The organism is Agrobacterium sp. O3.4 (genome assembly GCF_041414895.1).
Taxonomy (GTDB): Bacteria; Pseudomonadota; Alphaproteobacteria; order Rhizobiales; family Rhizobiaceae; genus Agrobacterium; species Agrobacterium cucumeris.
Genome location: NZ_JALPZP010000005.1, coordinates 73,020 through 86,205 on the forward strand (window position 1 = coordinate 73,020; position 13,186 = coordinate 86,205).

Here is a 13,186-nt window from a genome sequence, read left to right on the forward strand (position 1 = left end):
GCCTCGGCTATGGGTATTCAGCAGCAGGTGATACTGCGCGCCCCAGAACGGCGCGCGCAGCACGGTATCAACGGACCGGGGTTATCGTTCCCGATCAGTCCATCTGGACATTTGCATCCTTGACCACCGGTTCCCACTTGGCGATTTCGGCGGCAACGTGGCTTTTCAGCTCATCGGGTGACGACGCGACGATCTTGGCGCTGAACTCCGCCATGCGCGCGGCCACGTTCGGATCGGCAAGCGCTTTCTTGGCGGCGGCATTCAGCTTGTCGATCGCTTCGGCCGGCGTGCCTGCCGGCGCAAAGAGCGCATTCCAGGTATAGGTTTCATAACCCGGCACGGTCTCGGCAATGGTCGGCAGGTCCGGGAAGGATGAGGCGCGCTCGGCCGTGGTTACGCCAAGTGCCCGCAACGTGCCGGACTTGATGTGGCCTGATGACGACGGCAGATTGTCGAACATGATCGAAATCTGGTTGCCAAGCAGATCGTTGAGCGCAGGACCAGCCCCCTTATAGGGAACATGCTGCATGCTGACACCAGCCATGCTCTTGAACAACTCGCCCGAGAGATGCAGCGGCGTGCCATTGCCGGAAGAGGCATAGGCATATTTGTCCGGCTCTGCCTTGAGAAGCGCAATCAGTTCCGCAACGCTGTTGACGTTGAGCTTCGGATTGACGACCAGCACATTCGGCACCACCACCAGCAAGGACACCGGGGCGAAATCCTTTTCCGGATCGTAAGGCTTTGTTTTGAGGATAAGCGGGTTGAGCGCATGGGTCGCAACCGTGCCCATCAGGATCGTATAGCCGTCTGGCTCGGCCCGCGCGACACGGTCGGCACCGAGATTGCCACCGGCACCGGCAACATTTTCAACGACGATCTGATGGCCAAGCTCATCGCCCATCTTCTGCGCGATGACGCGCGCCACCACATCGGTGGAGCCCCCCGCCGCGAAAGGCACGACCAGCGTAATGGTCCGATCGGGAAAACCCTCGGCACTCGCCGTCATTCCCAGCATGCAAAAAGAAGCTGCCGTAGCGGCAAGCTTCAACACCATACGCCGTTTCGAAAACCCGTAATTCATGAACCCTCCTTTAACATGGCCTCCCCGCCATGTCGGCATAGTAGCTCAAAAGCCCTCGAGAGCAAGCCATGGCCGCTGCTGCAGCAAAAGTGGTTCGGGGGGGATCGCCGTGCACCGTTTTTGCGGGCGGATCACAACTAAAAAGGCCCTCCCGGTTAAGGAAGGGCCTTATCTTGTTACCAGCGATAATAATCGCGACGGTCACGCCATTCACGGTGTTCCCGCCAGTCGCGACGGTCGCGCCGTTCCCGCCATTCTCTGCGGGCCTGACGTTCGCGCCATTCGCGGCGACCTTCCCAGCGGTCGCGCCTGTCCCAGCCACGCTCGTAACGCGGTGGACCATTCGGACGGCAATATCCGCGCGGCGACAGATGAAAGCCGCGTCCGCAGGCATAGTCGACGGTCTGAACATTGGATGTCGCGGGTACCGATGGCTGACCCACGGGCATGGCGTTCGCGCCGGTGCCGAACAGGGCGCTGAGAATCATTCCTGCGCCAAAAATCATCTTACGCATGTCATCTCCCTCCTTATGGGATGGAGGGATTTAGCGCTCCGGCGGGTGAACTGCGGCTGAATGAATCTGGGTGTTTTCGTGGCAGGAAATCGCACTTCATGGCGAGGATGAGGCCACGCAGCCTGATGCATGGTTGCAGCCGCGTGGTTTTGGCCCTAGGTCTCAAGGCGACGGGGAGACAGCGATTGGACATCGATCAGGACGAAAAGCACGATCCGAAGCCAGCGGGCAGACGCCCGATCTGGCCATGGCTGCTGCTGGGGCTTTTCACGCTGCTCGGCATTCACCTCTATATGGAGGTGAATGCCGCGATCGACGATCTCGCCCGCACCTGGAGCGACCTCGTGCAGCTATTCTGGTGGATCGTGCCCGATCCGCAGGACTGACGCCCGTCAGGACTGGATCAGCGCAATGCCGCGGTTCTTAAATCCGAGGGTGACATCGCTTTGCGGCGGCAGGCTGGTCTCGACCGCATGGTCGACGATGAAGAGCGTGCCGATATCGGTCTCGACTTCATATTCGACATGACCACCGAGATAGGCGCTGTGCAGCACCCGGCCGGCAACCCCTTGCCCGCCCGGCTGGCCGATGGCAATCGAACCCGGACGCACGGCAAGCTTGGCCGGACCGGGCCGGGCATTGCGCGCCGAAACGCGATGATCGATACCGCCGACGCGAATCAGTGCATCTGGCCCCTCAATGCTGATCACCTCGCAGCCGACGACATTCGCCTCGCCCATGAAATCGGCGATGAAGGCGGAGGCCGGGGCCTCGTAAAGATCGCGCGGTGCACCCGACTGGGCGATCTCGCCATCCTTCATCACGATGATCCGGTCGGAAACCGCCAGCGCCTCATCCTGATCATGCGTCACATAAACGGCGGTAAAACCGAGCCGCTGCTGCAATTCGCGAATTTCGGTACGCACCCGGCGGCGAAGGCGAGCATCGAGATTGGAGAGCGGCTCGTCCAGCAGCAGCACCTGCGGTTCCAGCACCAAAGCGCGGGCGACCGCCACGCGCTGCTGCTGGCCGCCGGAAAGTTCGGCGGGCAGGCGGTGGCCCATGCCGGCGAGGCCCACGAGCTTCAGCCCCTCTTCCGCCTTTTCCCGTGCTTCCGCCTTGCGCAATCCCGAGGATTGCAGGCCGTAGGCGACATTATCGAGCGCCGTCATGTGGGGGAAAAGCGCATAGGACTGGAAGACCATCGAGACATCGCGCTCATTGGCAGGCAGCATGGTCACATCCTTGTCACCGATGAGGATGCGGCCGGAGGTCGGATGTTCGAGACCCGCCAGCATGCGCAGCGTCGTCGTCTTGCCGCAACCGGAGGGGCCAAGCAGGGTTACCAGCGTACCGGGCTCGATGGTGAGCGACAGGTCGGGAATGGCGGTGAAGGCGCCGAAGGTCTTGCGGACATTCTGAAAGGTGACGGAGCCGGGTTTTACGGAAATCATGCGGTTTTCTCCTGGGCAAGAGGAACGGAGGAAGCGGATGGCAGGCCGGCGACGCGGTTTTCGCGCCGCAAGCGTCGCTCACCAACGATGAGCTGGAAGCCGGTAATGACGGTGATCATCACCACGATCAGCATCGAGGAATAGGCGATCGCCACACCATATTCGCCGTTTTCGACAAGGCCGACGATATAGGACGTCGCCATGTTGTACTGGGCGCTGACAAGGAAGATGACGGCGCTGATGGAGGTGATGGCGCGCACGAAGGAATAGACCAGTGCGGCCGTGATCGCGGGTCTCAAGAGCGGCAGGATGACCTTGCGGATGGTGCGGAAACTATTGGCCCGCAGCGTCAGCGAGGCCTCGTCAAGGCTCTTGTCGAGCTGGCTCATCGCCGCGATGCCGCCGCGCACGCCGACCGGCATGTTGCGGAAGACGAAGCAGGCGATGAGGATGAGTGCCGAACCGGTCATTTCCACCGGCGGCAGGTTGAAGGCCATGATGTAGCTGACGCCAATAACCGTGCCGGGAATGGCAAAGCTCATCATCAGCGCAAATTCGAAGAGGTTCCGCCCGGCAAATTTCTGCCGCACGATGATGTAGGCGGTCAGCAGGCCAACGGCAGCGGTGAGCGGCGCCGAAACCAGCGCGATCTCCATCGTCGTCCAGAACGAATTCCAGGCAACGCCCGTCCAGGCAATCGAGCCGTTCGAGAAGCTGACGGAAAAGGCGCGGATGTAGTGATCGAAGGTCAGGGAATTATCGAGACCCCAGGTCTTCACGAAACCGCCTACAAGGATCATGCCATAAACGACGATGGTGAAGACCATCCACGGCACGACAATGGCGTGAACACCGATGGACAGGCCGCGCGGCAGGGCAATATGCGCGCCGCTGTCGCCCTTGCCGGTCACCGTGGCGAAATTCTTGCCTGCCAGCCAGAAGCGCTGGGCAAGGAAGGCCGAAAGCGTGAAGCACAGGAGGATGATCGCCAGAACCGCGGCGCGGGAGGGATCATTTTGGGAGCCGACGACGGCAAAGAAGATTTCCGTCGACAGCACGCCATGGGTGCCGCCAAGCACCAGCGGATTGCCGAAATCCGCCATGCTTTCAATGAAGCCGATCAGGAAGGCATTGGCGAGACCGGGCTTCATCAGCGGCAACGACACTCGCCAGAAGGTGCGCCAGCGGTCGGCACGCAAAGTCTGCGAGGCTTCTTCCATCGACGGGCTGACACCTTCAACCACGCCGATCAGCACCAGAAACGAGATGGGCGTGAAGGAAAGAACCTGCGCGATCCAGATACCGGTCATGCCATAAAGCCAGCGACCCGGCTCGATGCCGAAGAGATAGGAAAGCCATTCGGTAACGACACCGGCGCGGCCGAACAGCAGCGTCAGCGCAAGGCCGATGACAAAAGGCGGCGTGATGATCGGCAGAACGGTGAGAAGCCGCAGGCCTTTCTTGAAAGGAAAGCGGGTGCGGGTGGCGATCAGCGCGAAGCCAAGACCGAGCACGGTGGAGCCGAAGGCGGTCATCAGGGCGAGAAACAATGTGCGCCAGGCAACGCCGCAACGCTCTTCACCCGTGACGCAGCCAAGGCTCCAGATACCGGGATCCTTGATATTGCGGATAAAGCCATCGGCATTGAAGGAGCCGTCGAAATCCTGAACGGAGGCGATCAACATGCTGCCGATCGGATAAAAGACAAAAACCGCAACGAGGAAGACCAGAACGGAAATGGCGCCGACGACAAAGGCGTCGCCTTTCATAACGCCACGTTCGGCAAGTCCGAAGGCAAAAAGAAGCACGAAGACGAACGACATGACGACGGCACCCGCCCCCATCGACGCCTGACCATCAGCAAGCATGCCGAAGAGGTTTTCACTCACCGTCCAGGTCCAGCCGGTAAAGCCGATCGCCAGCCCCTGCAAGGCAAGGAAAACCAGACCGGCAGCACCGATAAAGGCAAGCAACCCGCCCCGGCGCATCGGATCGCGCATCGGCCGGACAAGGCATGCGGCGAGGAAGAAAAGAACGATGCCGACAAGCCATGGTTTTCCATAGGACAGTATCTGCAGCACGCCTGGCGCATTGCTGGCGGTGGAGAAAAATCCGGACAGCCAGCGGAAGCTGAAAAAGCCGCCTTCGATGCGATACCAGGGGAGAAGAATGAGGGCAAAAGCCCCGAGCGCCAGGACGATGTCCAGCCTGCGATTGCCACGTGTCATGGCCGACCTCGCTTATTTCATGCCGATGAAAGAGTGGCGGACATCCCGGCTTTAAAAGCCGGGATGCCTGTCGCCGGAGTTAAGATCAGTTGGCGACCGCACCAACCTCACGGTCCCAGCGCTCCAGAAGCGCCTTGCGCTTGGCCGGGTCGCCATAGGTCTTGAAGTCGTAGTCGATGAGCTTGATGTCCTCGAACTTCGGTGCTTCCTTCGGCACTTCCGCCGTCTTGTTGGAGGGAAGCTGGAAGGACTTGGCGTCCTTCATGCGCGACTGCACTTCCGGCTTCAGCGCCCAGTCGTACCAGGTCTTGGCATTGTCGAGGTTGCGTGCGCCCTTGATGATCGACATGGAGCCGATCTCGTAACCCGTGCCTTCGCAGGGCGCGATCGACTTGACGGGGAAGCCTTCCGCCGTCTGAGCCACCGCATCATGCATGAAGACGATGCCGAGCGCCGTCTCGCCACGCGCCGCCGCCTTGACCGGTGCGGAACCCGACTTGGTATATTGCGAGATGTTGACGTTGAGCTTCTTCAGATAGTCGATCGCCTGATCTTCGCCCATGATCTGTGCGAGCGAGGCAAGCGCGGTATAGGCGGTGCCGGAAGAGTTCGGATTGGCGATCTGGATTTCGCCCTTCAGTTCCGGCGCCAGCAGGTCGGCCCAGCACTTCGGCTCCTTGTAACCCTTCGACTTGAAGATTTCCGTATTGTAGCCCCAGCCCAGCGCACCGGCATAAACGCCGACAGTCCTGTAACCGGTGCTTTCAGCCTGTTTCACGGCCCAGTCCTGCAACTGGTCGAGCATCGGCGACTTGTATTCCAGCGTCAGGTTTTCCGAGGCCGCCTGCATATGCGGATCGCCGGTGCCGGCCCACCAGATATCGGTCTTCGGATTACGGGCTTCCGCGCGCACCTTGGCATAGGTTTCGCCAGAAGACAGGCGCACCATATTGACCTTGATGTCGTGCGACTTTTCAAAATCGCCCTTCATCTGTTCGCAGATCACGACATCGGCCGAGCAGATGAGGTTCAGTTCGCCCGCCGCCTGCGCGGAAACGGCGCTCAGTGCCGTGCCGGCAAAAAGCAGGGTGGAAAGTATCGTCAGTCGCATGGTTATCCTCCTGTAGCTTGCGTCTGAATTCCTGGGCACGCGCGGACATGGCGCTGCCGGTCGCGGCGCCCTGCGGCGCGCACGCTGTCTTTTGGGATGTCGGTTTTCTGGCCCTTACTGGGTCTGGCTCGGGTGGATTTCACTGTCGAAGCGGCTCAATAACCGACTTCGCTCTTCAGGTTGGCCAAAAGTGGCAAAATCGTAATCCACCATCTTGATCATCGATATATCGGGTGCGGTCAGCGGCAATGTCGCCCGGGCATTGGAAGGCACCTGGTTCTGGCCGGCTGCGGCCCCGGTCGCCTGCCCTTCCGGGCTCAACGCAAATTCAACGAAATCCTGCGCAAGGGCCGTATTGCGGTTGCCCTTGACGATGCTGACCGCGCCGATCTCGTAACCGGTGCCTTCACAGGGGGCGACGATAACAAGCGGAAATCCTTCGATCTTCTGGGTCACCGCGTCATGCATGAAGGAAATCCCGATCAGCACCTCGCCCCGCGCCGCCGCCTTGACGGGCGCTGCACCCACCTTGGTATAACCCACGACATTCTGGTTCAGTTTCGTCATGAAACCGAAGGCCTCCTCCTCGCCAAACAGCTGGACCAGCGTGGCGAGCATGGTGAAGGCGGTGCCGGAATAGTTCGGATTGCCGGTCAGGATATGGCCGCGATAAATATCCTTGGCCAGATCCTTCCAGCAGGTGGGAGCCGGCAGATTGTTTCTGGCGAGCAGTTCAGAATTATAGGCAAAGCCCAGCGCCCCGGCATAAATGCCGGCGGACCTTGATCCAGACATCGCATAAAAATTCTGCGCCCAGGGCAAGAGATCCTGCGGATGCAGCGGCTGATATTCGTCCAGCAGCCCTTCCGAGCCGGCCTGCAGATGGGTATCACCGGTGCCGCCCCACCAGACGTCGACTGTCGGGTGGGAGCGTTCGGCACGAATCTGGTCGAGAATTTCGCCTGTGCTCCTGCGAACCATCGAAATCTCAAGGCCGCTTTTTGCCTCGAAAGCCCGCTGCATGGCCACGCACCAGGCCTCGTCGACGCCGCACAGGACGTTCAACTTCGGCTCGGCCATGCCATGCCCTGCGCCGCACAGCCATAAAGCCATGCTCGCCGCAAGTGCGGTCAATCGTTTCACTTAAAGCCTCCCTGCCTGGAACCTCCCCGTTCCAGTCTCCACCAACAGCATGTCACATTCGGCCCGTACCGCAATCGAAGAATGGTTACCAATCTTTCACCGCACCGCCGAACAAGATTACAGATATTACAATTATGACAGGCGAGATAACCAGCGAGCCTTTGAAGATCGCCGCAGCCGCGCCTATGATGACGGCGGGAGGAAGATGCAGTGCTTAATCAGAAGGTTCGCATTCTGATCGTCGAGGACGATCCTGATATGGCCGAGCTTATCTCGGACCTCGTCGAGGCCGAGGGCTGGCTGCCCACCTGCGCCCGCTCCGCCGAGGAAGCGGACGAGATACTGGCGCGGGACCGGATGCAGCTGGTGCTCGTTGACCATAACCTGCCCGGCACATCCGGCCGCACCTTCGCCCAGCGGCTGCGCGGCAAGGTCGATAGTGATATCGGCATCGTCATGGTCACGGCCGCCGGCAGCGCCGCCGACCGGGTTCTCGGTCTGGAAACCGCCGCCGACGATTATGTCGTCAAACCCTTCGAACCCATCGAACTGACGGCGCGGATCAAGGCCGTGTTGCGCCGGACGATCCCCTCGCTGAAACAGGAGAAGGACAGCGAGCGTGATCATGGCCGCACGGCGCTTCGCCTCGGTGACTGGGCGATCGATCTCGATGCCCGCCGGGCCGTCTGCCTCGCGGATCGCAGCCGCACGCTGACCAGCGCCGAATTCGCGCTGCTGGAAATTCTCGCCGAAACGCCCAACCAGCCCGTCAGCCGCTCGCAGATCCTCGACCGGCTGGGTTCGGAAAGCGACCGCTATATCGACCGCAATGTCGATGTGCTGGTGCTGCGGCTCAGGCGCAAGATCGAGATAAACCCCGATCTGCCGCGCCATATCAAGACCCGGCGCGGCAAGGGATATGTGCTCCACACCGATGAGGGCGAGCTTTCCCCGTGATCAGCCGTTCCTTCCTTTCCTCGATTGCCTTTCGGCTACCCTTTGCGATCGTCTTTACCTGCGTCCTCGTCTTCAGCCTGTCGGCCATCGCCATCTATGGCCTGCAGCGCGCCCGCGATGAGATGGCGGCCTATGGCTTGCAGGCCTTTTCCAGTCTCGCCAAGGCATCGCTGGTCTCGCGGCAGGTCTCCGATCTCGTCTCCAGTGCACCTTTCCTGATGAATGCCGCCTCGCCCTATCGCGTTTCCAGCGAAAGCCGCTCCGTCGTCCAGCAGGTCGACATGCTGCTGGAAATGACCGGGCCGGACAGCGGTGAGCGGATCACCCGCGGCTTTGCCAGCGAACGCATCGTCGAACTGCTCCAGATCATCCGGGAACAGACGCTCGATCTTGCGAAGGATGCCGATGCCGCGCAGGCGCACAAGGCGGAAGCGGCGGCGGCACTGGGCGAAATCGCCACCGGTCAGGGCATCCTCGACCCGGAGCTGCGCCGGCGCATGAACGGCATCGTGCAGGCCGCATCCGCATCCGACAGTCTTTTCCAGCTGGGCGAACTGCGCCGCCGTTATGTCGCAGAAACCACGGCCCGCCAGCAGGGTTACCCCGGCGAGCGGCTGCCTTTGGCCGAAATGCAGCCCTATGAACGGGTCTTTGCAGCCCAGAGCCGTTATCTCCTCGAAATGTTCGCCATCCGCGCCTCGGTATCGCGGCTTCACACCGTGTCGCGCGATCTTTCCCATGTCACGGAAACCCAGGGCGATGCGGTTGCCCGCAGCCTGAACGAAGACCTGATCTCCACCTCCGATGCGCTCAGTCGCCTGCTGGTCATCGTGGCCGTCGCCTCCCTTCTGGTTCTGGTGGTGGCGATCCTCTCCATCCGCTCGGTGATGCGGGTGTCACGCGGGATCGCGGCGCTCTCCAACGGCATGAATGCGCTTGCCAAAGGCGAAAAGGATGTCGGCCCGCCCTCCTATAGCGGCTCGGAAACGGAGCTGATCCGCCTGCTCGATGCATTCCGCGCCTTTCATGACAGCGTCGACCGCGTCTCGCGCCTCAGGCGCACGGCGGAAGCGGCGGCCCGCACAATCCGCTCCACCTTCCGCAACATGAATGAGGGCATAGCGCTGTTTGATGCAACCGGCCGGCCGATCACCATGAACCGCCGCATCATCGAACTGGTTGGGCGCTCCGGCTCGTCGCGAAAACTGCCGATCCGTCGGTTTGTCGAGCCGGTCCCGGAAATCGATCCCATGCTGCTGCCCTTCGAGAGCGAAAAGGGCGAATTGATGGAGCGCGCCGTCGTGCGCCACCGCACCACGGATGAGCGGGTGATCGAAGTATCGATGTCGCGCCAGCCGGATGGCGGCATCGTGTTGCTTGCCCGCGATGTCACAGCACTCGACCGGCAGGAGGCGGAAGCCGTAAAGGCCCAGCGTCTGGACGGCATCATGCGCATGACCCATCAGTTGAGCCATGAGGTGGGCAACATGATCGGCATCATCACCGGCAGCCTTGGCCTGCTGGAGCGCGAGGCGGGTTTCAACGACCGCCAGAACCGCCACATCGCCCGCATCCGCAAGGCAGCGGATCGCGGCCGGTCTCTCGCCAGCAGCATGTTGACCATCGGCAGCCAGCAGCCGATCCATCCAAGCTCAATCAATGTCGCCAACCTGCTGCGCGGCATGGCCGATATTCTCGAGATCGCGGTCGGCCCCAAATGCCGGATCGCGCTTGATCTCGATGACGGTCTTCCCACAATCCCGCTCGACCCGGCACTCTTCGAGCAATCCATCCTCAATCTCTGCCTCAATGCGGCGGCTGCCATGCCTGATGGCGGTCTGATCTCGATCGAGGCGGCCTGCGAAAAGGATGCACTGGTGATATCAGTCACCGACGAAGGCATCGGCATGACGCCAGAGGCGGTGGACAAGGCGTTCGAGCCCTATTTCACCACCCGCGGGGACCATGGCGGCGCGGGCCTTGGCCTTGCCATGGTCTATGGCTTCGTGCGCCAGAGCGGCGGCGAGGCTCATATCAGTTCCAAGCCGGGTGAAGGGGCGAAGGTGCAGCTGACATTTCCGGCAGGCACCGGGCTGGCGCAAAGGTCGGCCTGAAGCGGCTTCCGCGCCCGGCCAGGCGGCCGGTCAATCCTTCGCGCCGGCGGCCTCCAGCAGTGCAACGATTTCCGTCAGCCCTCTTTCGCGGGCATGGGCAAGCGCCGTCCTTCCATCAAAATCCTTCACCGCAACGTCAGCGCCACCGGCAAGAAGCGACCGGACGATCCGCTGCGATACCGCGCCGCCATCTCTCAGGATTGTGACTTCAAGCAGGGCCGTCCAGCCGAGCCGGTTGACGTGATCGACATCCACACCCGCTGCCAGCAGCATATCTACGGCTTCCGGATGTCCCTTTTCGGCAGCCGGGATGAGCGCCGTACCGCCAAAGCGGTTGGTACTTTTAAGATCAGCACCGTTTTTGAGGATCATTTGCAGGATTTCTATCCTGCCCTGCGCCCCCGCCACCAGAAACGGGCTGTCCTCGATATTGTCGCGGGCATCGACATCGGCACCGGCCTCGAGAAGCAGGCGTGCCGCCGGCACGTCGTTCTGCCAAACCGCCACCAGCAGCGGCGTCTGGCCCTGCGCGTTCCGCTCTTCGGTGGCGCCACTGTTTTTCAGCAGTTGTTCAAGCCGCGCGTGATCCTTCGCCGTTACCGCTTCCAGAACGGCAGCCTGAGCATTTGCGCCAAGGGTCATCATCAGCACTCCACATAAAACCAGTCGTCGCATCACCACCTCGAAAGAATGCCGGCACCGGTAGTGCGGGCAGCACCATTATTCCAGACGACCCGCATTCGCTTCAAGACCCGCTTTTTGCCGCCTCAGGCCACCTGCACGAAATGGCCGGGTGAAACGGTCCTGTAAGTCCGCTCCGGCGTTTCATAACCCATTGCCCGTATCGGGCTTTTCAACTCGTCATTGGAAACGCTGCGTCTTATACCGCGCCGCGCCGGATCGGGCACCGGCACCGCCGCCATCAGCTTTTTCGTATAGGCATGTTGCGGATTGTCGAAAACGGCGGCACGCGGACCGATTTCGACGATCTCGCCGAGATACATCACCGCCACGCGGTGACTGACGCGTTCCACCACCGCCATGTCATGGCTGATGAACAGGAAGGCGAGGTTGAGGCTCTGCTGCAGGTCGAGCAACAGGTTGCAGACCTGCGCCTTGATCGAGACATCGAGCGCCGAGACGCTTTCATCCGCAACAATGACCTTGGGATCAAGCGCAAGCGCCCGGGCAATGGCGATGCGCTGGCGCTGGCCGCCGGAAAATTCATGCGGGTAGCGGCCGGCCATATCGGCCGACAGGCCAACCTTTTCCAGGAGATCGGCGGTTTTTTCCTTCGCCTGTTTCGTGGTTCCTAGCCTGTGCTTGATGAACGGTTCGGAAATCGCCGTGCCCACCGTCATGCGCGGGTTGAGCGAGGAAAATGGATCCTGAAAGATCATCTGGACGGATTTGCGCATGTTGCGCAGGCCGGTGGTATCAAGCCGCATCACATCGTAGCCATCGAGCGATACATCGCCGGACGACGGCTCCACGAGGCGCATGATCGAGCGGCCGGTGGTGGACTTTCCGCAGCCGGATTCACCGACCAGCGCCAGCGTCTCGCCTTGGAACAGATCGAAGGAGACGTTTTCGACGGCATGAACCGCACCCGTCTGCCGCGCCAGCAGGCCGGAGCGGATGGGGAAACGCGTTACAAGGTTCTTGACCGACAGGACCGGCGTCTGCCCACTCGCCACGGTCTCGGCCACCTCCTGAGGCTCGGTTGAAAGACCGGTTTTCATGTCGAGCACCGGAAAACGCGTCGGCCATTGCCGGTCGCGCATCGAGCCGAGCTTCGGCACCGCCGAAAGCAGCGCCCGCGTATAGGGGTGCTTGCCGCGTTTGAATATCTCCTCGGTCGGGCCGGTCTCGACCTCGTCGCCACGATACATGACGATCGTCCGGTCGGCGATTTCGGCCACCACACCCATGTCGTGGGTAATGAAGAGAACCGACATGCCCTCCTCTTCCTGCAGCAGCTTGATGAGATCGAGGATCTGGCCCTGAATGGTGACGTCGAGCGCCGTCGTCGGCTCATCGGCGATCAGCAGCTTCGGCCGCGAGGCGAGCGCCATGGCAATCATCACCCGCTGGCGCATGCCACCGGAAAACTGGTGCGGATATTCGTCAAAACGGCTGGCCGCATTGGGAATACGCACCTTTTCCAGAAGCCGCACCGTCTCCGCCCGCGCCTCCTGTTTCGAAAGCCCCTTGTGCCTGATGAGGACTTCGGAAATCTGGCGGCCGATGGTGAAGATCGGATTAAGCGAGGTCATCGGCTCCTGAAAGATCATCGAAATATCGTTGCCGCGCACGCCGCGCATCTCCTTTTCGGAAAGCGCCAGCAGATTGCGCCCATTGAGCAGCACTTCGCCTTCGATCCGGCTGGAGGAAGTCGCAAGCAGACGCATGAGCGACAGGGAAGTGACGGACTTGCCGGAACCGGATTCGCCGACAATCGCAACGGTTTCACCGGGCGCAACATCGAAGGAGACGTTGCGCACGACGCTTTTCCATTCGTCATCAACGAGAAAGGACGTGGTCAGGTTACGGACGGAGAGGACGGGTTTTGTTTCCATG

At 61.2% G+C, this 13,186-nt stretch carries 11 protein-coding genes; 3 read left to right on the forward strand and 8 right to left on the reverse strand.

The window, feature by feature from the left end:
- Positions 1-94: 94 nt before the first annotated feature.
- Both M0412_RS20590 and M0412_RS20595 read right to left on the reverse strand, forming a co-directional pair.
- Complete coding sequence (locus tag M0412_RS20590; RefSeq protein ID WP_371338330.1) at positions 95-1,084, reverse strand: Bug family tripartite tricarboxylate transporter substrate binding protein; 990 nt, start codon at positions 1,082-1,084, stop codon at positions 95-97.
- A gap of 176 nt (positions 1,085-1,260) precedes the next feature.
- Positions 1,261-1,599, reverse strand: coding sequence for a GCG_CRPN prefix-to-repeats domain-containing protein (locus tag M0412_RS20595; protein WP_269700003.1), 339 nt, complete (start codon positions 1,597-1,599; stop codon positions 1,261-1,263).
- A 185-nt stretch (positions 1,600-1,784) separates the two neighbouring features.
- Here M0412_RS20595 and M0412_RS20600 point away from each other — a divergent pair, with 185 nt between their 5' ends.
- Positions 1,785-1,985 (forward strand): hypothetical protein, encoded by a 201-nt coding sequence (locus M0412_RS20600; RefSeq protein WP_269700002.1) that lies wholly within the window; start codon positions 1,785-1,787, stop codon positions 1,983-1,985.
- Between the two features lie 6 nt (positions 1,986-1,991).
- Here M0412_RS20600 and M0412_RS20605 read toward each other — a convergent pair whose 3' ends face one another.
- The 4 genes from M0412_RS20605 to M0412_RS20620 all read right to left on the reverse strand — a co-directional run bounded on the left by M0412_RS20605 (position 1,992) and on the right by M0412_RS20620 (position 7,505).
- The gene (locus M0412_RS20605; RefSeq protein ID WP_065116804.1) at positions 1,992-3,053 is read right to left on the reverse strand and encodes an ABC transporter ATP-binding protein; all 1,062 of its coding nucleotides are present in this window, start codon (positions 3,051-3,053) and stop codon (positions 1,992-1,994) included.
- On the reverse strand, positions 3,050-5,281 hold the full coding sequence (locus tag M0412_RS20610; RefSeq protein WP_174033661.1) for an iron ABC transporter permease: 2,232 nt from the start codon (positions 5,279-5,281) through the stop codon (positions 3,050-3,052). Before M0412_RS20610 ends, M0412_RS20605 begins: the two co-directional genes overlap by 4 nt.
- Positions 5,282-5,366: 85 nt before the next feature.
- A complete protein-coding gene (locus M0412_RS20615) occupies positions 5,367-6,392 on the reverse strand; it encodes an ABC transporter substrate-binding protein (protein WP_046801267.1) in 1,026 nt (341 codons plus the stop codon).
- Between the two features lie 114 nt (positions 6,393-6,506).
- Positions 6,507-7,505 (reverse strand): ABC transporter substrate-binding protein, encoded by a 999-nt coding sequence (locus M0412_RS20620; protein ID WP_142858067.1) that lies wholly within the window; start codon positions 7,503-7,505, stop codon positions 6,507-6,509.
- A gap of 240 nt (positions 7,506-7,745) precedes the next feature.
- Between M0412_RS20620 and M0412_RS20625 the strand changes: the two genes are divergently transcribed.
- Together M0412_RS20625 and M0412_RS20630 are read left to right on the forward strand one after the other, a co-directional pair.
- Positions 7,746-8,492 carry a response regulator transcription factor gene (locus tag M0412_RS20625; protein ID WP_046801265.1) on the forward strand — a complete coding sequence of 249 codons (747 nt, stop codon included), beginning with the start codon at positions 7,746-7,748 and terminating at the stop codon, positions 8,490-8,492.
- Complete coding sequence (locus tag M0412_RS20630; RefSeq protein WP_269700000.1) at positions 8,489-10,606, forward strand: PAS domain-containing sensor histidine kinase; 2,118 nt, start codon at positions 8,489-8,491, stop codon at positions 10,604-10,606. The genes M0412_RS20625 and M0412_RS20630 overlap by 4 nt, the downstream gene beginning before the upstream one ends.
- A 30-nt stretch (positions 10,607-10,636) precedes the next feature.
- On the opposite strand, the gene M0412_RS20635 is transcribed toward M0412_RS20630, so the two are convergent.
- Complete coding sequence (locus tag M0412_RS20635) at positions 10,637-11,281, reverse strand: ankyrin repeat domain-containing protein (RefSeq protein ID WP_346348735.1); 645 nt, start codon at positions 11,279-11,281, stop codon at positions 10,637-10,639.
- A gap of 92 nt (positions 11,282-11,373) precedes the next feature.
- Positions 11,374-13,185, reverse strand: a complete 1,812-nt coding sequence (locus M0412_RS20640) for an ABC transporter ATP-binding protein (protein WP_269699998.1) — start codon at positions 13,183-13,185, stop codon at positions 11,374-11,376.
- Between the last annotated feature and the right edge of the window lies 1 nt (position 13,186).